Genomic DNA, 23,309 nt, shown 5'->3' on the forward strand with positions numbered 1-23,309 from the left:
GGAGTTACACGAAGACGACGGGCCGCACCAGGGCAGTGGTGACGGTGGTGGTGGTAATGGTGGTGGTGATGGCGACCGGCGCAGTCGAACGGCCCGCGGCAGCGGGGGCGATCAGACAGGCGTTGGCGGCATCAAGGACCATGGCGTACAGAAAACACCGGCACGATGGCCGCTGTCAAGTGTTGCGGCGCAATATTTCCTTGCGGCGATCATCGGCCAACGTGCCGGCATTTGGTTGCAATTGAGACAAACCAGTGATCGTCGGCTTCAACGCGTCGATTCAGCCGACATGTTCGGTGATCGCGCGGGGCGTGCGGTGCGCATGCGCGCACAACAGCACGCCGCCGACCAGCAGCATGATCGCCAGCAGTTCCAGAAGGCTTGGCCAACGACGCTGCCAGGCGAAGGCATACAGCAGCGCGAACAGGGTTTCGAACACGATCATCTGCCCGGTCAGGGTCAGCGGAAGCAGGCGACTGGCGCGGTTCCAGAATGCATTGCCGAGGATCGAAGCAACCACTGCAACGCCCGCGCTGATTGCCCAGAACCCACCCCACTGAGCGGCCGTATGAGACCCGGCGTGTCCGATGAAGGCCATCGGCACCAGCAGCAATGACAAACCACCGGTAGTGACGCCGGTCAGCAGCGACCAGTCATGGCTGGAAAGATCAGGCCGCCGCGCCAACCAGCGGCTGTTGCCGATGGAATACAGCGCCCACGAGAACAACGCACCGAACGCGCACAGCAGGCCGATCAAGCGCTGCCGCCAGGGGGTGCCCAGGTGTTCGGACATCAGCGCTTCCCAGCCGACCATCGCCACCCCGAGCACGCACAGGCCCAGCGCCGGCAGCAACGGCTTCAACGGCACCGCGCCCTGCTCGCGCACGCCCACCAGGGTGACCACTACCGGAATCAGGCCGACAATCAACGAAGCAGCGGCGCCACCGGCCCACTGCACTGCCGTGGCCAACAGCAGGAAATACACCAGGTTGCCGGCGAGGCTGAGCCACAACAGGCCGATCCATTCGGCGCGGCCGAGTTTCGGCGCCAAGCGCTTCCAGCGCGGCAGCAGCAGCGCCACCGCGATCAGGCCATAGACCAGATAGCGACCGGCGGAAAGCTGCAGTGCATTGAAGGTGTCCAGCACGGCGGGCGCGAGGAAGACCACGCCCCAAAGCGCACCGGCGGCGATGCCATTGGCGATGCCCAGAGCAATCGGGTTGTTGCGCATTGCGGGTTCACGGGGAGAGCGGGCCGCGCAGTGTAAGCGGCCGCTGGCGGCCGGTCTTGACCGAGGCTACTGCCGGTTGGTTTGCGTAGCGTCGGGGGCGCCTCGCCGCCAGGCTGCCGGCGTCTGCCCGCATTCGCGGCGCAGCGCACGAGTCAGTGCGCTCTGCTCGGAATACCCTGCAGCAAGTGCGATATCGCTGATCGATGCCGGACTGACCCGCAGCTGGTGCTTGGCCCAGCGCAGGCGGCTGGCACTGAGCCAGGCCTGCGGGCTGACCCCGAACTCACGCTGGAACACCGCATGCAGACGGCTTTCGCTGATGCCGACGAAGGCGGCCATGCGCGCGACCGACCACGCCTGCCCCGGCATCGCTTCGACGGCAGCGCACAGGCCCTGCAGGCGGGCGCCGCTACCCGCCGGCGCGAACATCCGCAGCAGTTCCGGCAACAGCACTGGGACTGGCTTGCCCATCTGCACCTGGGCAAGCCGCTGCCGCAGCGACAGCGGCAGATGCAGCCAGCGCTGCCGGCACAGGTGCTCCTGGGTCGCGTCATCGAGCACGCCCGGCCCGCAGTCGACAATCACAAAACCGTTGGGACCCTCGGCCATCTGGTCGTGCGCCTCGCCGGCCGCCACGAAAGCGCCCTGCAGCAGGTCCAGCCGACCTCCGCGGCCCTCCATCTCGAACTGCAGCTCACCCGCCAGTGGCAGCACCCACTGTGCATAGTCATGACGGTCCAGCCCAGTGGCCCGGCCGTAGTGCCGCAGGTGGAAAATGGCGCCCATCGGGCCAGTGTGCGCGTGTAACACGGGCCGTGCAAACCGCTGCTATAGTCGGCCCGTCACCCACGCATGGAGTGCAGGTCATGACCCAACAGCAGGTATGCTTGATGCTGGCCGCCAGTCTCAGTCTGGCACTGGCCACCGGCGCCTCCGCACAGGAACGCACGCCACCGGCCCCGCACTGCATGGACGCTACCGGCGTCCAGGAAGTGGAGCAGGCATCACCACGCTCGATCGCGCTGCGTGCCGCCTCCGGCCAGGCCTATCGCATCGACTTCTCCGAGGATTGCCCCGGCGTCCGCGCGGCCACCACGCTGAAGCTGGAAGCACCCGCCGGCTGGGCCTGCGGTCGTCCCAGCGAGCGCGTCGTGGTTGATGGCCGCAGCTGTGCCGTCAGCGCTGTCACTCCGGTGCAGAACCGCGACTACGCCAGCGTTGCGCGCGATAGCGACCGTCTGCGCACGGCCACCTTGCCGGCGCTGACCATCAGCGAACGCAGGGACGTCCGCCGCGGCTTCGGCGGCTCGGCCTCGTACTGCTTCGCCACCCGCAACGTGCGCGGCTGGTCGTCCGACACGCAGGGCATGCTGGTGGAAACCAACCCGCTGCGCAGCGGCGGCCATCGCTTTTACCGTGTCGAACTGGGCAGCCACTGCCTCCAGCTCGACCGCGCACCGGAATTGAGCTTCCAATCCGGCATGCAGAACGGCCTGATCTGCGGCAACCCCGGCGATCGCGTGGTTACGGCGGATTTCGACAGCTTCGACGAGCGCAGCGACGCGGTGGCGCCGCTGCCCCGCTACACCCGCCGCGGCGCCTGCACGATCCAGGCGGTCTACCCGGCCTCAAGCCAGGCGTCGAACTAGCCGTCGACGCCGAGGAAGGTGAACGGTGCGCTGGGCACGAAATGGCCCAGTGCATCGCCGGCGAACGTATTGCGCTGATCACGGCCGAGATCGAGCTTGAGCACCTTGCCGCCGAAATCGACCTTGTTCAGATCTACCCAGAAGGTGTTCGGTGTCAGTGCCGACTCGAAGAAGTACAGGCGCCGCTTGTGGTCGGCAACCGTGCGCCAGCGGGTGGACGAAATGTTGGGCTCGCCCGGCGTGGTGATGCCGAACGGCACCGACACGTTGCGGATCACGCTGAACACACTGGCCAGCGCCTCCACCGGATCTTCCGCTTTCGGAATCGCGTTGATGTAGAACGAAGCGCGCGCGAAGCGGTCGGCCGATCGGTTGGTGCCCGGCAGCATCACCGTGCCACCGATCTGCTGCCAATAGCTGTTCAACGCCAGTTGCTGGTCGAAAACAGGCGAATTGGTCATCACCTGGTAGCGGCGATCGTGGTGGATCACCTGGCGTCCGCCGATGTATTCAACGATCGCGCTGTCACCCGTGGCATCGGACAGTGACAGATGCAGCGTCGCCTGGCGGTCCTCGCCCGGCACCTTGTCGGTGACGATCGAATACGGCTCGCGCTGCAGGGCGGTCACGGCTTCTTCCACCGTCGCGAAATTGTCCAGCACGTACTGCGCCCACAACGAGATCGACAGGCCGGGCTTGCCGCTGCGTTGGGCCGGGTATTCCGACTCGACCAGCCACAGCAGGTTGGCGACCAGGCCCTTCTCGTTCATGCCATCGGTGGTGGAGATGTCGTAGCCGGTGGCCACCACGCTGCCGTAGCGCGCCGTCCACGCGATCGACGCCGGCCCCGCCTGTCCGGTGCGCGCGATGCCACGCGGCAACACGTAGAGATTGGTGGCGACATCCACTTTCCAGTCCATCGAGCGGGCGGTGATGACATCGCCGTTGTCGCCCAGATACACCGCGCGCGTGCAGGCCATGGCCGGCATCGCCGCCGTCGCCAGTGCCGCCGCCAACAACGCGCTGCCGTTCCACTTCATCCGTGCCATGCCATGCTCCTTTCCCCGGGAAAAGTGATCTGAACCCTGCACCGGTGAGGCAAACGTGAAACCTCAGCGCAGCCAGCGGTCATGCAGCCAGAAACCAGCCGCCATCGCCGGCACGAACCACAGGGCTTCGCGCGCGCCCACCGCCAACGCGGCCAGCGCGGGCCCCGGGCAATAGCCGACCCAGCCCCAGCCGATACCGAACACTGCCGCACCCAGCAACAACCGCCTGTCTACGGCCTGCGCCGTCGGCAGCTGGAAACACTCGGCGCAACATGGACGTTGCCGCCGCCGCAACCAGAACTGGCCAAGTGCACTGACCAGCAGTGCCGACGCCAGTACCCAGGCCAGCGTGGGATCGAAGTCGCCGGCCACATCGAGGAAACCGAGCACGCGACGCGGGTCGGTCATGCCGGCCAGCGCGAGACCGGCGCCGAACAGGCCACCGGCAGCACATGCGGCCCACAGGCTGCGGCTCATGACAGGCCTCCGCCGTGGCGCGCCAGGAACGTGGTGAGCATCGCGCAGGCCATGAACACCAGCACCGCCACCAGCGATCGTCGTGAACCACGGGCGAGGCCACAGACACCGTGGCCGCTGGTGCAGCCATTGCCCAGCCGCGTACCGACGCCCACCAGCACACCGGCAGCGATCAATTGCCAGGCCGGCAGTGCGTCACGCAACAACGCGCGCGGTGGTTGTCCCGCGCCCGCCTGCCAGCTCAGCACCGCCGCGGCAGCCACCATCAATCCGAGCAGGAAGGCCCAGCGCCAGCCACGATCACCACGTGGTGCGGCCACCGCGCCAGCGGTGAGGCCGCTGATACCCGCCACCCGCCCCAGTGTGGCCAGCAGTGCCACCGCCGACGCACCGATCAGGCCGCCGCCTGCAATTGCCGCCCATGGCAGGTTCATGCCCTGCCCCTCTGCATCGCGCGCATCGGCTTGCCCTTTAATTTAGATTCTCCTAAATTAGTCTTTCCTGAACTATCGGGTCAAGCCGTGCCGAGCATCACCACCGACAGTGCCGCGATGGCCACGCATGCCGCACAGGCGGCCGCTTTGCTGAAATCGCTGGCCCACCCGGCGCGACTGCGTGTGTTGTGTCGTCTGGTGGAAGGCGAAGCACCGGTGCCGGAACTGCAGGCCGTGACCGGCCTGAGCGCATCGGCGCTGTCACAGCATCTGGCCGTGCTGCGCCATCTGGATGTGGTGGCAACGCGACGGCAGGCACAGACACTGCACTATCGGCTGCTGGACGGTCCGGCGCTGGGGGTACTGCAGGCATTGCACGCGGCGTACTGTGCACCGCAGCGCTAGCGATCAGCCCGCGCTGAGCGCCGGCCGCACGACCTCGGTCAACAGATCCACCGCGGTGAGCAATGTGCTGTCACCGTTCACCGTGCGGGCGAATCCCGACCAGTCACCCGCGGAAAGCTGGCGCAGCAGCGCAGCATCGACCGGCAACTCGCGCATCGCCCAGTACGGAAACTGGCGCTGGCCAACCCGGCCGCGCGCGAGTTCGACGATGTCGACATGGCTGCTGGCCTGCAGGATGCGCTCATACACCGAATCGATACCATCGGGTGGGCCTTCGATGTACTGCAGGAAGCGCTCGCCGTCATTCAGCAGCACGCCGGTCACCCCTGCCAGCTTGTTGAAGCGCGCGGCATCTTCGACCAGCGTCTGCAGACGTTCGGCGGACAGATCCGGCTTGGACTGGCTGACATAGGCGATGGCACGCAGTGGCATGGAGCTTCCTTTGCAAGAGTGGTGCCACGGTAGCAGTTGCGGACGAGTCCGTCTCAGTACGCTCACTCACCAGCTGAAGAATTCAGGAAACGACCGGGCTGCGTCCATCACTGCGACGAGGCAGCACTGCCTCGAACACCACCTGCCCGGCATCGTTGCGCGCGCTCAACTGCCCGCCATGGGCACGCACGAACTGGTCAACGATGTACAGGCCCAGCCCCAAGCCGTTGCTCTGGTGGAAGCTTGCCTTGAACGGCTCGAACAAACGCGGCAGCAACGCTTCATCGACATGGCCGGCGTTGCTTACGCGCAGCGCGACCACGCGTGCATCGCCGCCATCGACCTGCACCTGCACCACTGCATCAGCGCCATGGGTGAGTGCGTTGCCGACCAGGTTGGCGATGATCTGCCCCAAACGATCCATGTCGCCCTGCAAGGTCGAATCACCGCGCACATCCAGTGCGATGCGATCAGCCCGATGACCGGCTCCGGCCTCCACCAGCACCGCACGCGTCACCTCGGCCAGGTCGCAGGTACCGGTCTGCAGGCGCAGGCCACCACTGCGGATCCGCGAGAAGTCTAGCAACTGCTCGACCATGCGCGCCATCCGCAGCGTGCTGGCTTCCAGATAGCTCAGTGTCTGCTGCGCGCCGGCATTGTCGGCCGGCAGCTCCAGCGACAGCTTGTCGGCACACAGCAGGATGGCCGACAGCGGCGTGCGCAGGTCGTGGGTCAGCACCGCGGCCATGGTCTCGTTGAGCTTCAACGCGCGCTCCAGCGCCTCGTTGCGTGCCTTCAGCAGCTGTCGCTGCTGGTAGAGCTCGATGAACACATTGACCTTGCTGAGGATCACCTGCGGCGCCACCGGCTTGTGCAGGAAATCCACCGCGCCGGTCCCGTAGCCCTTGAAGACCCTGTGCGGATCGTCCGGCGAGGCGGTCAGGAAGATGATCGGCACGTCGCGGCTGCGCTGCGAGCCGCGCATCAGCTCGGCCAGCATGAAGCCGTCGATCTCCGGCATGTGCACGTCCAGCAGCGCCAGCGCCACCTCATGCTCCAGCAGCAGTTCCAGCGCCTGGGCGCCGGAATCGGCCAGCAGCAGGTTGACGCCCTCGCGGCGCAGCAGCGCCTCCATGGCCACCAGGTTCTGCGGCACGTCGTCGACGATCAGCAGGTTGACCGGGGCCTGCGACTGAGCAGGGTCCGGCGGCAGCAGGTTCATGCAAACAACTCCTTCAGGCGGCGACACATCAGTTCAAGGGGCAGCACGGCGTCGGCGCCGGCATGCTGCAGGGCGGAGGCCGGCATCATCGATGCTTCGGCCTCCTCGGGGCATTGCAGCCAGGCCTGGCCACCAGCGGTGCGCACCGCGGCTACGCCATCACTGCCATCGCTGCTGGCACCGGTCAGCAGGATCGCCAGCACACGCGTGCCGAACACGGCTGCGGCGGATTCGAACAGCGGATCGATGGCCGGCCGCGAGAACAGCACCGGATCGTCCATCGACAGTGCGATTGCCTGCTTGTCTTCCACCAACAGGTGGTAGTCCGGCGGCGCGAACGTCACCGTTCCCGCCTGCAGCGGCTGCTTGTCCTCCGCTTCGCGCACGGTCAACGTGCAGTACGGTGCCAACACATCGGCGATGCGGCTGGAACGGTCGCGCGGCAGGTGCAGCACCACCAGTACCGGCACCGGCAGGGTGGCCGGCAACGCGCCAAGCACGATCTGCAGGGCGGCCACGCCACCGGCCGATGCACCGATCACCACCACATCAGGGCGGGACATCGCCACCATCAGGCCACCTTCCGGTACAGGCGGTGCTCCCGCGAACAGGCTTCGAACGCATCGTGATGGCGACCGAACTGCAGCGACTCCTTGCTGCCCAGGCCGAGGAAGCCGCGATGCACCAGTGCTTCGCGGAACAATCCCACCGCCCGATCCTGCAGGTCGCGGTTGAAATAGATCAGCACATTGCGGCAGGACACCAGGTGCACTTCCGAAAACACCGTGTCGGTGGCCAGACTGTGATCGGCGAACACCACGTTGCGGCGCAACTGGCGGTCGAAGACCGCGCCATCGTAGGCGGTGGTGTAATAGTCCGACAGTGAAGCGGTGCCGCCGGCGGCAAGGTAGTTCCGGCTGAACTGGGCCAGGCGGTCGATGCCGTAGGCGCCGGCCTCGGCCGTGGCCAGTGCAGCGGGGTTGATATCGGTGGCGTAGACGATGCTGCGCTCGAGCAGGCCTTCCTCGTGCAGCAGGATCGCCAGCGACCACACTTCCTCGCCGGTACTGCAGCCGGCCACCCACAGCTTCACCGAGGGGTAGGTGCGCAGCACCGGCACCACCTGTTCGCGCATCTGCCGGAAATACTCCGGGTCACGGAACATCTCCGAGACCTGCACGGTGAAGAACTGCATGGCCTGGGCGAACAGCTCCGGCTCATGCAGCAGCCGATGCTGCAGGTCCGACAGGCGTTCGCATTCGTAACGCTGCATGGCCTGGCTGACGCGACGGCGCAGCGAGGACACCGCGTAACTGCGGAAGTCGTAGTGGTAGCGCTGGTACAGCGCTTCCAGCAGCACCTTCAGCTCCAGGTCGAACAGCGCCTGCTCGTTCATTGCCGCGAGCACCAGACCCGGCACAGCGAAACCAGCTTGTCCACGTCGATGGGCTTGGCGATGTAGTCGTTGGCACCGGCCTGCAGGCAGCGCTCACGGTCATCGGGCATGGCCTTGGCAGTCAGCGCAATGATCGGCAGGTCCTGCAGGTGGCGCTGCGCGCGGATCTCGCGCATCGCCTGCAGGCCATCCTTCTCCGGCATCATGATGTCCATCAGCACCAGGTCCACCTCACGCTGGGCCAGCCGATCAACGGCCTCCTGGCCGTTGCGGGCGATCTCCAGCGTCACCCCCAGCGGCTCCAGCACGCTGGACAGCGCGAAGATGTTGCGCACATCGTCCTCGGCCAGCAGCACGGTGCGTCCGTCGAGCACGGTGTCGCGGCGGCGCGCTTCGCGCAGCAGGCGCTGCTGGTCGCTGGGCAGGTTGGCCTCCACGCTGTGCAGGAACAGCGTCACCTCGTCGAGCAGGCGCTCGGGCGAACGCGCGCCCTTGATGATGATGCTCTTGGAGTAGCGGCGCAGGCGCTGCTCTTCCTCGCGGCTGAGGGCACGGCCGGTGTAGACGATGACCGGCGGGAAGCCGACATCATCGTTGCCGGCCATGTGCTCAAGCAGGTCGTAGCCACTGCCGTCGGGCAGCGACAGATCCATCACCATGCAGTCGAAGGTGACCGTGCTCAGCTGTTCCACCGCTGCGGCAAGCGTGCCGACAGCGGCGATCTGCAGCTGATCGCGGCCCAGCAGCAGTTCCAGGTTGCGGCGCAGGTCGTTGTCGTCCTCCACGATCAGCAGGCGCCGTACGTCGCGCTGGCTGGTCTGTTCAAGCTGCTCGATGGCTGCCACCAACCGCTCGCGCGTGGTCGGCTTGATCGCGAAACCAATCGCGCCCAGCTCGCGCGCCACCTGGCTGCGGTCCATGCCGGAGACCACGTGCACCGGAATGTGCCGGGTATCGGGATTGCGCTTGAGCCGTTCGAGCACGGTCAGGCCGGAGACGTCGGGCAGGCCGATATCCAGCAGGATGCCGTTCGGGCGCAGTTCCGCCGCCAGCGCCAACGCCTCTTCGGCGGTGGTGGCTACCACGCAGTCGAAATCGAGTTCGTGCGCCAGCGTCACCAGTGCTTCGGCGAAGACCGCATCATCTTCCACGGCCAGGATCAACCGCCCTGCGTGGTGGCGCCGGCCACGGTCATCGGCCACCGCGGCGACCGGAGTGGCGCTGGAGCGCTGGGCAACAGGCGTAGGGGCCGTCGGCGCGACGGGTGCCTTTTGTTCGGGCGCGGCGACTGCGGTGTCTCCGCCGGCCTCGGCCATCGGCGCGCCTTGCAGGGGCAGCTCAAGAATGAAGCAGCTGCCGCGGCCTGGCTCGCTGTCCACCTGGATGTCACCACCCATGCGTACCGCGAGGTCACGCGAGATCGACAGGCCCAGGCCGGTGCCACCGTAACGGCGGCGGGTGCTGCCATCGGCCTGGCGGAAGGCCTCGAAGATCAGCTGCAACTGATCGCGTGCGATGCCGATGCCGCTGTCGGAGACCTCGAATCGGATCCGGCCATTGCCGCCGCTGCGAACGTGCAGGCTGACCTTGCCATGCTCGGTGAACTTGACCGCATTGGCCAGCAGATTCTTCAGGATCTGCTGCAGGCGCTGGTTGTCGGCCACCAGCTGGCTGGGGGCCAGGCCATCGGCCTCGATCTGCAGCGCCAGGCCTTTCTGCCGCGCCATCGGCTCGAAGGTCTCACGCAGCCGCTGCAGCACGCTGTCGACCACCACGACTTCATCGGCCAGTTCGACGTGCCCTGCTTCGATGCGCGACAGATCGAGGATGTCGTTGATCAGCGCCAGCAGGTCGTTGTTGGAGGAGAGGATGGCGCGGGCGTACTTGACCTGCTCGTCGCTGAGCGCGCCGTCCTTGTTGTCCGCCAGCAGCTTGGCCAGGATCAGCGAACTGTTCAGCGGTGTGCGCAGTTCGTGCGACATGTTGGCCAGGAATTCGGACTTGTAGCGTGAGGTGGCAGCCAGTTCGTTGCTGTTGCGCACCAGCTGGCCCTGCGCGACCAGCAGCGCCTGCTTCTGCGCCTCCAGCTCGTGGGTGCGCTCTTCCAACTGCACATTGCTCTGCTCAAGCTCGGCCTGCTGCTGTTCCAGATGGCTCTGCGACTGCATCAGGCTGCGGCTCTGCTCTTCCAGCTCTTCGTTGGCCACGCGCAGTTCTTCCTGCTGTGCCTGCAGCTCTTCGCCCTGGCGCTGCGACTCCTCCAGCAGCACCATAAGCTGCCCGCGCAGCATCGAGGTACGCAGTGCCATGCCGATCGTTTCGGCGCAGCGCTGCAGCAGCTCGTCATCCAGTGCACGCTGTGCACCGATGGCTGCGCGGCCCAGTTCAAGCACGCCCACAATCGCGCCGTCACTGCTGACCGGGGCGAGGATGCGCTCGCGCACAGGCACGCGCCCCAGGCTGGTCTGCAGCTCAAGGGGGGCCGCTTCGTCACCCTGCAGGTGCCGCGCCAGCTGATCGCGGGCGACCTGCCCTGCCACGCCTTCCTGCAGGCCCAGCGTCGCCGGGATGCCGGTCGGCAACGCCAGTCCGCCGGTCAGCTGCAGGCGACCGCCTTCCAGCCGGTAGAGGGCACCGACATCGGCCCCCAGCTGAGTCGCCAGCGTCGACACCGCCGCTTCGGCGATCTGTTCCGGCCCCAGCTCACCGCGCAGGCTGAGCGCGACTGCGTTCTCCGCTTCCTGCAACCACAGCGCGCGCATTGCCTCCCGCCGCGCCTGGATCGCACGCGATGCGATCAGCGCGATCATCAGGAAAGCGGCGCCACCGATGGTCCGGTTGACGAACGAGAAGGACGAATTGGTACTGGCCGGCGCCACGTTGTAGCCCACCGCCAGCAGCACGCAGGCGCTGACGGCCACCACGAACGGCACCCGGGCGCTGCGCTGGAACACAGTGACGCCGATGGCCATGAAATAGGCCAGCCAAACGGCGTAGCCCAGCGGCACCACCAGTTCCAGCGCGGCCGTAGCCGCCACCAGTACCGCCGACGTCATCCAGATCCAGCGGTCACGCGTAGTCGCACCAGGACGCATGCAGATCGGTTCCACATTGGAAAAGGGGGCTGATGTTACTCCGTGTCGCATTCAGCCGCATGCGACCAATGGCACGGGCGTTGCGTGCACACCTTCTTCACACTGCACTGCCTACGTTCTCGTGCCTCACACAGGTAATACGCATTTCATCGTGGTCGCTGCCGCTTCGACGCCGTCCGTGCTGACGGACCCTTCCCGACAGCTGCGACTGCTGATCGACAGCGTGCGCGATCATGCGCTGTACCTGCTCGATCCCGATGGCATCGTCTGCAGCTGGAACCCCGGCGCCGAGCGCATCAAGGGCTACCGGTCGGAAGAAGTCATCGGCACCCACTTTGGACGCTTCTACCTGCCGGCCGATCGCGATGCCGGCGAGCCGCAGCACCTGCTGCGACTGGCGGCGGAAAGCGGGTACCACGCCGCCGAAGGTTGGCGGGTGCGCCGTGACGGGTCTCCGTTCCGTGCGAGCGTGGTCATCGAATCGGTGCTCGAGAACGGTGAACTGGTGGGCTTCGTCAAGATCACCCGCGACATCACTGAACAGTGGCAGGCGCAACGGCTCCTGCGCGATGCCCAGCGGGCGCTGCGCCAGACCCAGCAGTTCGAGACGGTCGGCCAGCTCAGCCGCGGCCTTGCCCATGAGTTCAACAACCTGCTGACCACCATCGTCAATGCGCTGGACCTGCTGTCCGCGCGCATGGGTGACGATGAGCGTGCCAACGCCCTGCTCACCACCGCGCAGGCAGCCAGCGACCGGGGTGCACTGCTGACCCGGCAGCTGCTGGCCTTCAGCACCGGGCAGACCCTGATCCGCGAAACGCTGGACATCAATGCGCGGATCCGCGACTGGTTGCCCGCCCTGCAGGCCACCTGCCCTGCCGGCGTCACCCTGGAAACCGCGCTGGCTGCCGGCCTGCCTGCGATACTCAGCGACACCGTGCAGCTGCAGACAGCGCTCACCAACCTGGTAGGCAACGCTGCGGACGCCACGGTTGGGGGCGGCCGGGTGCTGATCGCCACCGCGCTGGAACACCGCATGGACCCCGACGCCGACACATCCCGGCAACGGACCTATGTGACGTTGAGCGTCTGCGATGAGGGCCATGGCATGGCCCCGGACATCGCCGAGCGCGCGACCGAGCCCTTCTTCACCACCAAGGACATCGGCAAGGGCAGCGGTCTGGGCCTGAGCCAGGTGTTCGGATTCACCACCCAGAGTGGCGGTTTCGTTGATGTGTCCACCACGCCCGGTGTCGGCACCACGGTCAGCCTGCTGCTCCCTGCAACCGAGGACCCCGCACATGACCGATGATCCGATCCGCGTATTGATGGTGGAGGACCAGACCGATCTGCGCGAGATGATCGGCCTGGCCCTGCGTGACTTCGGCATCGACGTGGCGACCACGGCGGATGCGCAGGAAGCAGTCGCCCTGCTGCAGGGTGGCGCGCGTTTCGATGTGGTGTTCAGTGACATCAGCATGCCCAACGGCATGTCCGGCATCGAGCTGAGCGAGCATGTGGCGCGGGACCAGCCGCAGGCGCGGATGATTCTTTCCTCCGGCTACGCGCGCTCGCAGTTGCCGCCGTTGCCCGAGCAGGTGGAATTCCTGCCCAAGCCTTACCGGTTGCGGCAACTGGTGGAGCTGCTCAAGCAGGAGTGAGGCGTCGCTGCGACGCCAGGCATGGCCTGGCGCGCCGCGCTGCTACCAGGGCACGAAGAGCAGGATCAGCACGATCACCAGCAGCACCGCGGCAACGGTCAGCAGCACGTTGCGCTGGCGCCAGGAAGGCTTGGGGGTGCCGGGTGTATTCATGGAGGCGCTCCTGGGCAATCGATGGGGACAGCCCCAGACTGCCGAGTCCGCTTGCAGCAGCGCGTGCACAGGATGTGCAGCGGGAGTGCAGAGCCCTGCCCTTTCCCGCTCAGGTTGTACGGCGAGCCATGAACAGAAGCTCCGGCGTGGATGCGTCTTCGCTGGCAACGAAGCAAAGGTCGCGGTACAGCGCAACGGCCGCCGGATTGTCCCGATAGACCTTCAACGTCAGTTGCACTGCAACGGCGTGGCGAACGGCTTCGGCGCACAGTGCCGTCATCAGCACCCGGCCCAGGCCACGACCACGTGCCTGCGGCGACACGATGATCCGCCCAAGGTGGGTGCTGCCAGGGGCCGCCTGCCAATACTGGCCAAAGCCCACGCAGGTTCCGTCGGCGTCCAGCAGCGTCCAGCCTGGGCGCGTAGGCAACGCCAACGCAGCGGCAAAAACGTTGGAAGGCAAGGGAAACGGCACACCGGGGCCAGCCCAGCGCAGGGTCGCCCCTGGCGAGTCGAGCCAGCCAGCGATGACCGCGAAATGCGAAGGGGGGACGGGCTGCAGAACGTGATCCATGGCGCCGGCATTGTGGCGGGCACGAGCCGATGCACCCGACGTGGATGGTGACCCCGGCCCGATTCGAACGGGCGACCTTCCCCTTAGGAGGGGGTTTCCACTGATAGTTAGATCAATGTCTTACAAGGTGGATGGGACCGGCTTGGGTCCATTTTAGCTCAAACGCCCCGGCGCATCTGCTGCAGACCGGCCCTCACCCGCGCCTTCTGCGGATCCCTCGCCCTGGGCTTCGTCGCTGCCGGCGGCTTGCGCGGCTCCAGCGCTTCCTTGACCCGTTCCAGCTCCGTCGTGCCGGCCTCCGCCAAACGCCGGGCCTGCTGCAGCTGCTCTGGGGTGGGTGGCAATCCGGGCATCGGCGGCGGCAGCTCGGTCGGCGTGCTGTCCACCAGCCTGGCCACCGCTTGGCGCAGTCTCAGCTCCGGGTAGAGCCTGGTCGCGCACCACCGCTCGGCGTAGCGCTTGCCCTGCTGGATGCTGGCCGCGCGCACGTCCTTGGTCTGCCACATCTTCCTGGCATCCATGTGCACGCGCGCGCCGCCGTCCTTTGCCGGCGTGACATGGACGATCTGCCGACCGCTCCACCACAGCACCCAGCCGTCGCCCATCTGGACCCAGCCAGAGGGTGGTGGTGCTGAGCGGAAGCCTTGGTAGCCGTGCGAGGGAAGCATGGCAGGAAGGATACGGCCAGCGGTCGCAAAGGCTGCGACAAGGGATCGTTCACCGGCTGAACCGTTCGGCGAAGGAATTGTTAAGCGCTGCATCGGCGATTTGACGCAATCGTCAATTTGCCCGAATTGCAGGGTCGAGTCTGACTCGACTCTGTGCCGGCGCGGCGCTGCTCAAACGCCCCCGAGTTGAGCTGCCTGCGGCCCCGGATCCGGTAAGGTCAGGATGCCCGCTCTGCCCGACCCGCGCCATCGGGCAACCTCGCCCTGTCGGGTCGGGCTGTCCCTACACGCCCCGGGCACGGCCGGCCGGGCTACGCTCCTGGCATGTGCGGCCGATTCGTCCAGGTTCCCGTTGTCGACTTTGGCCAGCCCGGTCTGGCAGACCTTGCCCCCGGCTTGGCCGAGATCCAGCCCTGCTACAACTTGGCGCCGACGCAGCGTGCGTCGATCATCCTGGACCGCGGCGAAGGCCGGCAGGTCACCCGGCTGGCTTGGGGGCTGCTGCCGTTCTGGGCGAAGGCCAAGGGCCTGCAGGGCTCGACCATCAACGCCCGCATCGAGACGGTGGACACCAAGCCGGCCTTCCGGGCAGCGTTCAAGAAGCGCCGCTGCGTCATCCCCATGGCCGGCTACTACGAGTGGTCGGTGAACCCCGAGGACGGGAAGAAGGACCCGTGGTTCATCCATGCCACCGGTCCACTGCTGGCCGCCGGCCTGTGGGAGGACACCAGCCACCTCCTGCCCGACGGCAACCTGGGCACCTTCACCATCATCACCGGCGACAGCAGCGGCGTGTCAGCCGAAATCCACGACCGCATGCCGGTGTGGCTGCAGGCCGGCCAGATCGATGAGTGGATGGCCGCCAGCCCGGACGATGCCATGGCCATGCTGCTGGCCAGCGAGACGCCGGGCATGGAGGCCTACCGCGTCAGCCGCGCGGTGAACACGCCCCGGAACAACCGCGAGGGTCTGCTGCAGCCCGTGGCCTGAGATCACGTTCGCGGCGGCCAAACGCGAACGGTTTTCCATAAGGCGCCTGCCCCAGATTGGGCGTAACCTCTCCCTTGTTCGCAGCACAACACAAGGAGAGCGTCATGCGCGTATCGATCTTTGTCGCAGCCCTGGCCGTTGCCGTCGCCGGCCATGCCCTCGCTGACTCCACGCAGGATCCAACCCATCTGTACGACGAAGTGTCGACGCAGGGCGAGACCATGGATGCGTTTGTCGCTCGCATCAGCACCAAGGCGATCGAGGTCACGGAAGAGCGTCGCGTCTCCATCTGCGGCGTCATTGGTCAGTCCGGTAATCGGTTCGGCATTCGCGTGGGCACCAGCAACACCTGGAAGAAGTGCGACATCGACCTGGCCAACACTGTGGCCGGGTTCACGTCGACGGGAATTACCTTCCACACCACCACCAGCGACGAGGGCAGCCAGCGCGGCTTTTCTGCCGAGAACTTCAAACGCCCAGGTGGGTATGTAGCGTTCGGCAATGTGGTCCGCTACCAAGAGGGTCGCACCAAGGATCGAATCGTTAGTAGCCCGTGATATCGAGCGCGAGGTAAGCCCCTACCCCCGACGATATCAGGCCGATGTCGGAGGGGACGCCCGGTGACGAGATAACGGTGTGCACCATCATTGATTCCCCTTGGAATACACCGTTGTAGATGCGGGCACCAGGAATGTAGGTGTACTGATCGATCTCTGCCGGGTTCACCTCTGGCTGATTGATCCACTGCCGGGATTGCTGGATGCCAGCGCCGCCAAACGCGATTGCGTATGTCCTCGATGGATCAAGCGGGACGTTGTTGGTCGCACCGATCAGCTGGCCCGCGACTCGCATCCATTTCATCCCGGAGTCAAAGACAAGCTTTCCATCACTCTCGCGCCAGAGCTTCAAGCCCCTTGTGCTCGACACGATGAAGGAAGGGACACTGAATACATACCAGTCGAATGCGACGGGACCTCCCTGCGTGCGAATCAGGAAGGTGTAGACGTTGCCGCTGATAGAAAGGCCAACGATCCCAATGTACTTCGAGGGGTCGTGAGTTCTCAGAGCCAACTGAGGGATCGCAGCGGAAGGCAATGAGATCGGAAGGGTGTAAGTACCGTAAGCGACCTCAGCATTCGCTGCTGAGGTCTCGCCGCTTCCAAAGGAATACAGCGAGAGGTTCTCATAGTTCTGATCGATGGTCAGAACGCTGCCACCGTTGGTCCAAACTTTGAATCCAGCAGCCATCACCAGAGCCCGTAGTAGAGAGTGCAGGAAGTACGCGTGTTGTCAGTGAAGTTCCACGCCAGGCGAGATACGGCGGGACTCAACACGGTGATTGTTACGTTGGGCATGCCCATTGTGGGTCGGCTGGGATCCGTCGTAACGGCGAAGAAGAACACGTTGTTCCCCTGTGTAGGCACATCGATGAATGAGTCCTGCGTTCCGGTTCCGATCGAGCCAACCAACCTGGTCAAGCGGGTTGTCAGGTCGAACTTTACCGACCCATCGTTGTTCCAAACCTTGAAGCCAGCCGCCATCAGATGTTGTCCCCCATGGCGACGAGCGGCTGCCCGTTGGCCGCTCGGACGATGATGTTCTGATCATTGATCGACAGATACCCGCTACCCACTGGACCGTTCATTACCAGGCTGCCGTTCTTGTCCAGCTTCCACCGCGGCTGCCCACCAGCACCGACCGCCGTGGACTGGATCACATCCCCGATCATCGCGTTCTGGATCCAGCCGGTGCCAATCAGCGCCTGGCTGATGAAGGTCTGGCCGCCCTGCACCACGAATGGTGCGGTGGTCACATTGTTGGCGATGTTGATCAGTGCGAAACGGTCCACCTGGAACAACGCCTGGCTCTGGAAACTGCCGTCGGGCTGCTGCTCGACGCCCAAGCCGAAGCCTGCGCCGTAGATCCGGCCGTCAGAGGTGACCTGCGCGCGTAGGGTATAGGTAGCGCTGATCTTCCCGTTGAGGTCGACCACGGCCAGCGAGGTCTGCTCGACCGCAGCCTGGGTCTGTCCAACCTGCGCCTGCACAGTGTCTGTCCGCTTCGCCTGGGCGTAATCTCCCTCGGCGATCACCGTCTGGATGGTCATGGTCCCGGCAAAGACGGTTTCGTCACCGGCGCCCCAGTCCTCATCGCCCGCGGCCTGCACATCGAGCTGCACGAACAGGCCCTCGGTCTTCTGCCCGATAGCCTGCAGACCCGTTTCCGGATCGTTGATCTCCAGTTCCAGCGTATCCACCCGGCCGACAATGGCGCCGGCCTGCGCGATCGCATCGCCCACGTCCTGCCAGTTCGTGCCGGGCGGCTCCTCGTTGCCGGGCTCGGTTCCCTGCCAGCTCCAGATCTTCCCGTTGTGCACCACGGTCTGACCCGGCTCGTAGGTCGCAGCGGCGTCCCAGATCAGCGGCACGATCTGGTCGATGCTGTCAATCTTGTCGCGCAGCGCCTGGCCCAGCGCGCTCTCGCTGATCTTGCCAGCGAAATAGGCGTCGTAGTCGGACTGGTTGGTGCTGGCCTCGCCCATCACACCGGTTCCTTCCGGATACCAAGGACCGATGTTGCCGCTGCGGTCGACCAGCCGCGCCCAGAAGAAGAAGCGGGCGCCGGCGGCCAGGCCGTCCAGTTCCAGCCGGTTCTGCGGATAGGCATAGTCGCCCAGTTTCGTAGCCGTCTCGCGGTTCGGGCTGGGGCTGCGCCAGATTTCGGTGCGCTGCGTGTCCGTCGCCCCGGGCGGGAAGGCCCAGGCCAGCCGGATGCCGAACACGATGGACGTTGCGGTCAGCGAGGTCACCGCCGGCGGAGGCTCGGTCTTGCCCGCGATCGTGGTCAGCGGACTCATGGCCGGCAGTGACACGGCATTGAGCGCATTCACCGCCCGCACGCGCGCGAGGTACTGGCCGGCATAGATGCCGGGCACCTCGATGCTGGTGGTGGCCACCCGGCCCGCGCGCACCCAGTTGAGGTCGTCTCGGCGCCACTCCACGTCGTAGGCGATGGCCTTGTCCGCTGCGTCCCACTGGATGGTCAGCGTCGGCGTGGCAATGCCCTGCTCGATCACCACGTGCGAGGACAGCGCCACGTTGGTCGGCGGCGGCTGCACGCTGGGCGGGATGATGCTGATCGGCGGCAGCTCCAGACGGGTGCCGTCGTCGATCGCGGCGTACTTCCCGGGGACATGCTTCAGCGCCGTCACATTGAAGGTCAGCCCCTCGCCTTCCTCGATGCCGATCACACGGAACAGCTGCAGCACCAGGTCACTGGATTCCGTGGCCCATACAGACTGCGGAACCGGCACAGCGCTCCACGGGGCCGATACGGTGACGACGCCTGTCGATGCATTGACGCTATTGACCGTCCGCGCCTCCGTCCTGCCGTTGGGGAGCGTGGCGCGCAGCGTATCCCCGACTTCCATGGTGTCCGGCACAAGGTCCAGCGTCAGACTGTTGGCACTGGCGGCCCGGACGCGACCAGCGTTGCGACGGCCTGCCCGGTTCGGATCGGACACCTGGATCACGTCACCAGGCATGCAGTTCAGAGAATCAAGGCCGACGGCGAACCGGATCGTCTCCGTTTCGAGGTTCTCGGTAAATAGAATGTGGTTGCCAATGCGCTGTGCCTGACCGCGAGAATGGCAGCCGATAGCAGTCACCTCGGTCTGGTTCACACCGTACCGTGCGATGCCATCCAGATGCTGCACCGGCTCGACCTTTTGCCGGCCGAAGTCGTCGGGGTCGGTCCACGACACCAGCGCGACGGTATGCCGCGCCTTCCTGCCGCTGCCCTCGTAGCGGAACTGACCATCGACCACGTTTGCCGGGCTGTAGGTGGCGCCTGGATCCTTGGGCATGTCCGCCGAAGCCATGACCTGCCCCGCAGCGTAGAAGCTGATGCCGCGGAACATGCTGGCCATGTCCTGCACCACTTTGTACGCGTCCGCTCGCGTCTGGAGATACAAGCTGCAGGTGAACCGTGGCTCCTGACCACCCTGCCCGTCGCTGACGAGCTGATCGCAGTATTGGGCAATCTGGTACAGCCGCCACTTATCGACCCAGTCCAGGGGGATGCGATTGCCGAGACCGAAACGGTCGTTCGTGACGATGTCGAAGAACGCCCATGCGGGGTTGTTCGTCCATGCCGACTTGAAGGTCCCGTCCCACACGCCGCTGTACGTCCGCCCTATGGGATCGTAATTGCTGGGCACTCGGACGATGCGGCCCCATATCCGATAAGAGCGTGACGGCACGCTCTGGAAGGCGCTTGCGTCGACCTGCACTGCGGCCAGAGCGCAGTTCGGGTAGCGCAGCTTCACATCGATGATCTCGGTCATCGACAGCACGTTCACCGTGTCCGAGATCAGAGAGTTGTTCTGGTTCGGGGTCAGTCGGCGAATGCGGATCTGCCACTGCGAGCCGGTCGGCAGGTCAATGCGGCGGCTGCGCTCATATTGCGTCGTGGTCTTTCCGGTGATCGAATCATTGAGTACGGTCGTATAGGCGCCGCCGTCGACAGATAGATCCACTGCATAGTCGATGGAGTAGCCGTTGCGGTCGCCGTTCTCTTCGTCGACCTTTTGCAGCGCAGGCACAGCCAGCCGGATGCGAAATGCTGACAGGTCAGAGCCGCTCACGGTGCGCACGATAGGCTGGTCGCTGCGCAGCTCGACATTCACCCCGATCTCGTTCTCAACCGAGGGGAAGCCGGGGATGTACTCCTGGTCCTGCGTTCCGGATCGGGTATCGACGGTGACGCCAGCGAAGTTCAGCCCACCATCCGGGTTCTGGATCGGAACCTGATTGAGGTAGATCGACTGATTGCCGGCGACCAAGCCACGTATTTCGCCCTCGCTGACCAGGTCGATGATCCTGGCCACGGCCATCGAGTGCAGGCTGTCCGGGGTCTCCACCGGCGTGCGGCCGTTGCTGCCACTCTTGCCGCCGGCGCCGGCCAACTGCACGGCATTCGCGATCGGAGTTGCGACGGGAAGGTTCAAAGCTGGTCCTCCGCCATGATGCCACCACTGATGACTGCGGAACCAGTCAGCATGCCCTTGGTGTCATGGCCGCCATAGGCCACTGGCACCGGATTGCCTTGCGCCTGGGTGTTGACGGTCCCGTTCATGCTGTAGTTCGGACGGTTATCGGGACTATCCTGCGATCCCAAGCCCTTCGGCTGCGGCCCAAGCATCTGCACCACGCCGCCGATGACCATGGCGATACCGGGCTGCAGCAGGTATGGCGCGGTTACCGGAAACACGTACGAAATGACGATCAGCACCACGCCGATGATGGTCTGGAGCACTCCTCCGCGCTTACTTCCGAGCAGCACCGGCGCAATGCGGATGTCCTCGCTCCCTGGAGGGTCCTGCAGCTGATCCTTCGTCAGGTTCTGCTTGCCGACGAAGACTGCGAAGGCCATGCCGTTCTCCTTCGCACGGGCCAGGTACTGATGGAAGCCCGGCAGGATCGCGCACAGCGCGCGCACAGCCTCGGCAGGACTGTTCACAGCCAGCCGGAAAGAGCGGCCGAAGCGGCTGCCCAGCTGGCCGTACAGGCGGACGGTGCGCAGGCGCTCAGACACGGACTGCCTCCTTGTGGCGGACGATGTAGCGGGTGCGCTCGGCCCACATGCCGCCGTAGGTGATCTCCTCCGACAGGCGGCCGTGCATGTGGTGCAGCATCTGGCCCTCGCCGAGGTAGACGCCGGCGTGGTTCGGCACCGGTGAACGGATCTGCATCAACACCATGTCGCCGCGCTGCGGCTCGCCCTCGATCAGGTCGAAACCCTCGGCGCGGAGCCGGTCCAGGCTGTAGAGATCCTGCCCTTTCTCCCACCAGTCATCGTCGCGGTCGTACTGGTTGAGGGCGATGCCCATCTCGCGGTCGTAGAAGTCCCGCACCAGCGTGTAGCAATCGAGGATGCCGTGGGCGAACTGCCGGCCCACCAGTGGCGCGACGTAGCCGATGGGCTGGATGGTCTGCAGGTCGCCGCACTCGGGATCGGCACCGGTGACCTGGCCCACGCTGACGATGTGCCACGGCAGGCCGCTGGCCTCACACATGACGCGATCGGCGTCCGATGCGGTGGCCGGCGCGTTGGGGTGGCTGTGCACGACGGCCAGCACCTCGCCCACGTCCTCAGCATCGGCATAGTCCTCCGCCGGCAGCCGGAAGTGCTCGCTGGGCGTGGACGCCACATTGCGGCACGGCAGGTAGGCCTCGCCACCAGCACCGGCCACGATCAGGCCGCAGCACTCGCGCGGGTACTCGGCCACGGCGTGCGCCTGGATGGCGTGAAGAGTGGTCTTTTGCATTGGGTGTCGCCCATAGAAAAGGCCCGCACACGGCGGGCCTTGTAGGTGTTTTTGATTGATCGATAGTGAAGCGACTAGCTTCGGGTATGAGCCTGTTTCCGAAGGATCTCCCCGGCTTCCGATATCCACTGCTGGGCCGTGGCTTGCACCTGGGGTTGCTGCCCACGCGCGAACGACTCCATGTCAAATATCCTGTCCCACAGAGGGTGCATTGGCCCAGCCTCGCTCGCGATGCTGCGCAACTGGGCTGCGAGGTCGCTAATGCGATTCAGCTCGTCTTGATTCTCCACGCCATTCTCTCCGTAAATGCACCGGACAAGGGTTCGACGAAGCGGATTCCGCCTCGCGGTTAGCCGTTGCTCGTCCCGATTCTACGTGCGCAGCAGGCCGGCGGCAGGGAATCCGCCGTAGGGCAGCGGTTTGTCTGCGCCGAAGCGCATCTTGCAGCTGCCTACCCTGCCCCCGCATTGGTCGCGCGATGGGTCAGTGGTCGGCACGTCGTTGGCATCGGCCACGGCCGGACCGTTGTAGCCGCAGTAGGGGCCGCGGTAGCCCCCACGGATCAACCAGCCGCAGACGCCAGCGATGACCTGCCGGCCGGGAAGCTGCTCGCCATTGAGGTCGATGGCCGTGGTCAGCTCGAACTCGACCGTCTGCTTGTCCTCGGCCACCTTGCGCTCGATGAACCAGATCTCGTCCAGGAAGTGCTCGTTGGGGTCAGCCGTCGGATTGCCCTCGGCGAAGTTCGCCGCATCCAGGTACTTGGCCAGCGTCTGCCGGCGGATGACACGTGCACCCACCAGATCATCGAACAGGAGGCACAGGGCCGTGATACGGCCATCGATGTTGCTCACCTTCAGCCTAGGGTTCGGCGGCTGATCACTGGTGCGCGCGAAGCCGGTCGCCTCGATCGGCCACGGGCCATACTCTTGCCCTTGCCACCAGATCACGCCCGATTGCAGGTGCGCGTGGAAGAACAGCTGGTCAGCACCGAAGCTGCTGGCATCCAGCTCGAACAGGGTAATGCGGCCGCCGGGTTCGAGTTGCTGGGCATCGGCGGTGATCATTCCAGCGTCACCGGTGGAGCCGATTCACCAGCATCCAGTGGGAGTTCCACCGCCCCCGGCCACGCATACGCCTCTGGCTGTGGAAGCAAGGCACGCACCTGATCCCACGTCTCAATGCCGGTCGGCGGATTGGTAACCAGCTGTTCAAGCGCAAGGTTCACGGCATCACGCCATGCCACCATCGCCCGCGCTTCCGAACGATATCGCTCCACGCTGCTGCTGAAGTAGCTGCAGCAGCTCTCAATGCTGTCATAGCGCCGATCAACTACCCAGGCTGTCATCCAGGCCCAAGCCGCACTTCGGATGAACCGATAGTGCTCGGGGCTGTGAATCTCATAGGGTGTTGGCACAGGAAGCGCGGTGTTGCCGGCATCTAGGTACGCGGCATAGTCATTCCAAAGTCGGTGGCCGCGAGGAATCAATGCTCCAGTGTCCAAGCACATGATCTGATCGGGATCATTCGTCAGTTGGTACATGG

At 65.4% G+C, this 23,309-nt stretch carries 25 protein-coding genes and 1 tRNA gene; 6 read left to right on the plus strand and 20 right to left on the minus strand.

Going from position 1 to position 23,309, the window contains the following annotated elements:
- Positions 1-4: 4 nt before the first annotated feature.
- The 3 genes from QOL57_RS01090 to QOL57_RS01100 all read right to left on the minus strand — a co-directional run bounded on the left by QOL57_RS01090 (position 5) and on the right by QOL57_RS01100 (position 2,017).
- Positions 5-142, minus strand: a complete 138-nt coding sequence (locus QOL57_RS01090; protein ID WP_176429879.1) for a hypothetical protein — start codon at positions 140-142, stop codon at positions 5-7.
- A gap of 138 nt (positions 143-280) precedes the next feature.
- Positions 281-1,231, minus strand: coding sequence for a DMT family transporter (locus QOL57_RS01095; RefSeq protein ID WP_089240811.1), 951 nt, complete (start codon positions 1,229-1,231; stop codon positions 281-283).
- A gap of 66 nt (positions 1,232-1,297) precedes the next feature.
- Positions 1,298-2,017: an AraC family transcriptional regulator gene (locus tag QOL57_RS01100; protein WP_089240809.1), complete on the minus strand. Its 720-nt coding sequence runs from the start codon at positions 2,015-2,017 to the stop codon at positions 1,298-1,300.
- Positions 2,018-2,097: 80 nt separating this feature from the next.
- On the opposite strand from QOL57_RS01100, the gene QOL57_RS01105 reads away from it, so the two are divergent.
- Positions 2,098-2,880, plus strand: coding sequence for a DUF6491 family protein (locus tag QOL57_RS01105; protein WP_089240807.1), 783 nt, complete (start codon positions 2,098-2,100; stop codon positions 2,878-2,880).
- Here QOL57_RS01105 and QOL57_RS01110 read toward each other — a convergent pair.
- The 3 genes from QOL57_RS01110 to QOL57_RS01120 form a co-directional block, all read right to left on the minus strand.
- Positions 2,877-3,929 (minus strand): linear amide C-N hydrolase, encoded by a 1,053-nt coding sequence (locus QOL57_RS01110; protein ID WP_089240805.1) that lies wholly within the window; start codon positions 3,927-3,929, stop codon positions 2,877-2,879. The two genes, QOL57_RS01105 and QOL57_RS01110, sit on opposite strands and share 4 nt — an antisense overlap.
- Before the next feature lie 63 nt (positions 3,930-3,992).
- The gene (locus QOL57_RS01115; protein ID WP_089240803.1) at positions 3,993-4,406 is read right to left on the minus strand and encodes a YeeE/YedE family protein; all 414 of its coding nucleotides are present in this window, start codon (positions 4,404-4,406) and stop codon (positions 3,993-3,995) included.
- On the minus strand, positions 4,403-4,840 hold the full coding sequence (locus QOL57_RS01120) for a YeeE/YedE thiosulfate transporter family protein (protein ID WP_089240801.1): 438 nt from the start codon (positions 4,838-4,840) through the stop codon (positions 4,403-4,405). The genes QOL57_RS01115 and QOL57_RS01120 overlap by 4 nt, the downstream gene beginning before the upstream one ends.
- Positions 4,841-4,957: 117 nt before the next feature.
- Here QOL57_RS01120 and QOL57_RS01125 point away from each other — a divergent pair, with 117 nt between their 5' ends.
- Positions 4,958-5,245, plus strand: coding sequence for a metalloregulator ArsR/SmtB family transcription factor (locus tag QOL57_RS01125; protein ID WP_089241290.1), 288 nt, complete (start codon positions 4,958-4,960; stop codon positions 5,243-5,245).
- A gap of 3 nt (positions 5,246-5,248) precedes the next feature.
- On the opposite strand, the gene QOL57_RS01130 is transcribed toward QOL57_RS01125, so the two are convergent.
- The 5 genes from QOL57_RS01130 to QOL57_RS01150 all read right to left on the minus strand — a co-directional run bounded on the left by QOL57_RS01130 (position 5,249) and on the right by QOL57_RS01150 (position 11,390).
- Positions 5,249-5,677, minus strand: coding sequence for a BLUF domain-containing protein (locus tag QOL57_RS01130; RefSeq protein WP_089240799.1), 429 nt, complete (start codon positions 5,675-5,677; stop codon positions 5,249-5,251).
- An 82-nt stretch (positions 5,678-5,759) separates the two neighbouring features.
- Positions 5,760-6,899, minus strand: a complete 1,140-nt coding sequence (locus tag QOL57_RS01135) for a hybrid sensor histidine kinase/response regulator (RefSeq protein ID WP_089240797.1) — start codon at positions 6,897-6,899, stop codon at positions 5,760-5,762.
- Positions 6,896-7,471, minus strand: a complete 576-nt coding sequence (locus QOL57_RS01140; protein WP_089240795.1) for a chemotaxis protein CheB — start codon at positions 7,469-7,471, stop codon at positions 6,896-6,898. The genes QOL57_RS01135 and QOL57_RS01140 overlap by 4 nt, the downstream gene beginning before the upstream one ends.
- Positions 7,471-8,295, minus strand: a complete 825-nt coding sequence (locus QOL57_RS01145) for a CheR family methyltransferase (RefSeq protein WP_089240793.1) — start codon at positions 8,293-8,295, stop codon at positions 7,471-7,473. The genes QOL57_RS01140 and QOL57_RS01145 overlap by 1 nt, the downstream gene beginning before the upstream one ends.
- A complete protein-coding gene (locus QOL57_RS01150) occupies positions 8,292-11,390 on the minus strand; it encodes a response regulator (protein ID WP_089240791.1) in 3,099 nt (1,032 codons plus the stop codon). The genes QOL57_RS01145 and QOL57_RS01150 overlap by 4 nt, the downstream gene beginning before the upstream one ends.
- Positions 11,391-11,568: 178 nt before the next feature.
- Here QOL57_RS01150 and QOL57_RS01155 point away from each other — a divergent pair, with 178 nt between their 5' ends.
- The gene (locus tag QOL57_RS01155; protein ID WP_089241288.1) at positions 11,569-12,702 is read left to right on the plus strand and encodes a PAS domain-containing sensor histidine kinase; all 1,134 of its coding nucleotides are present in this window, start codon (positions 11,569-11,571) and stop codon (positions 12,700-12,702) included.
- A complete protein-coding gene (locus QOL57_RS01160) occupies positions 12,692-13,051 on the plus strand; it encodes a response regulator (protein ID WP_089240789.1) in 360 nt (119 codons plus the stop codon). Before QOL57_RS01155 ends, QOL57_RS01160 begins: the two co-directional genes overlap by 11 nt.
- 262 nt (positions 13,052-13,313) lie before the next feature.
- Here the strand turns inward: QOL57_RS01160 and QOL57_RS01165 are convergent, their stop codons facing one another.
- From QOL57_RS01165 to QOL57_RS01175, 3 genes are all read right to left on the minus strand, one after another.
- Positions 13,314-13,667, minus strand: a complete 354-nt coding sequence (locus QOL57_RS01165) for an N-acetyltransferase (protein ID WP_342351571.1) — start codon at positions 13,665-13,667, stop codon at positions 13,314-13,316.
- 156 nt (positions 13,668-13,823) lie between these two features.
- A tRNA-Ser gene (locus tag QOL57_RS01170) sits at positions 13,824-13,927 on the minus strand.
- Positions 13,928-13,936: 9 nt separating this feature from the next.
- The gene (locus QOL57_RS01175) at positions 13,937-14,446 is read right to left on the minus strand and encodes a hypothetical protein (RefSeq protein ID WP_089240785.1); all 510 of its coding nucleotides are present in this window, start codon (positions 14,444-14,446) and stop codon (positions 13,937-13,939) included.
- 324 nt (positions 14,447-14,770) lie between these two features.
- Between QOL57_RS01175 and QOL57_RS01180 the strand changes: the two genes are divergently transcribed.
- Positions 14,771-15,436 (plus strand): SOS response-associated peptidase, encoded by a 666-nt coding sequence (locus QOL57_RS01180; RefSeq protein ID WP_089240783.1) that lies wholly within the window; start codon positions 14,771-14,773, stop codon positions 15,434-15,436.
- A 104-nt stretch (positions 15,437-15,540) separates the two neighbouring features.
- Entirely contained in the window at positions 15,541-15,993 is a 453-nt protein-coding gene (locus QOL57_RS01185; RefSeq protein WP_089240781.1) for a hypothetical protein, read from the plus strand.
- Here the strand turns inward: QOL57_RS01185 and QOL57_RS01190 are convergent.
- The 6 genes from QOL57_RS01190 to QOL57_RS01215 all read right to left on the minus strand — a co-directional run bounded on the left by QOL57_RS01190 (position 15,980) and on the right by QOL57_RS01215 (position 23,307).
- Complete coding sequence (locus QOL57_RS01190) at positions 15,980-16,684, minus strand: hypothetical protein (protein WP_089240779.1); 705 nt, start codon at positions 16,682-16,684, stop codon at positions 15,980-15,982. The two genes, QOL57_RS01185 and QOL57_RS01190, sit on opposite strands and share 14 nt — an antisense overlap.
- Positions 16,685-16,976: 292 nt before the next feature.
- Positions 16,977-20,444, minus strand: coding sequence for a DUF1983 domain-containing protein (locus QOL57_RS01195; RefSeq protein ID WP_244900808.1), 3,468 nt, complete (start codon positions 20,442-20,444; stop codon positions 16,977-16,979).
- Positions 20,441-21,031 carry a tail assembly protein gene (locus QOL57_RS01200; RefSeq protein WP_089240776.1) on the minus strand — a complete coding sequence of 197 codons (591 nt, stop codon included), beginning with the start codon at positions 21,029-21,031 and terminating at the stop codon, positions 20,441-20,443. The genes QOL57_RS01195 and QOL57_RS01200 overlap by 4 nt, the downstream gene beginning before the upstream one ends.
- Positions 21,024-21,764 carry a C40 family peptidase gene (locus tag QOL57_RS01205; RefSeq protein ID WP_089240774.1) on the minus strand — a complete coding sequence of 247 codons (741 nt, stop codon included), beginning with the start codon at positions 21,762-21,764 and terminating at the stop codon, positions 21,024-21,026. The genes QOL57_RS01200 and QOL57_RS01205 overlap by 8 nt, the downstream gene beginning before the upstream one ends.
- A gap of 371 nt (positions 21,765-22,135) precedes the next feature.
- Positions 22,136-22,831 (minus strand): phage minor tail protein L, encoded by a 696-nt coding sequence (locus tag QOL57_RS01210; protein ID WP_089240770.1) that lies wholly within the window; start codon positions 22,829-22,831, stop codon positions 22,136-22,138.
- Positions 22,828-23,307: a hypothetical protein gene (locus QOL57_RS01215; RefSeq protein WP_141134265.1), complete on the minus strand. Its 480-nt coding sequence runs from the start codon at positions 23,305-23,307 to the stop codon at positions 22,828-22,830. The genes QOL57_RS01210 and QOL57_RS01215 overlap by 4 nt, the downstream gene beginning before the upstream one ends.
- Positions 23,308-23,309 lie beyond the last annotated feature (2 nt).

It is taken from the genome of Stenotrophomonas sp. yr243, assembly GCF_900184195.1.
GTDB lineage: Bacteria > Pseudomonadota > Gammaproteobacteria > Xanthomonadales > Xanthomonadaceae > Stenotrophomonas > Stenotrophomonas lactitubi.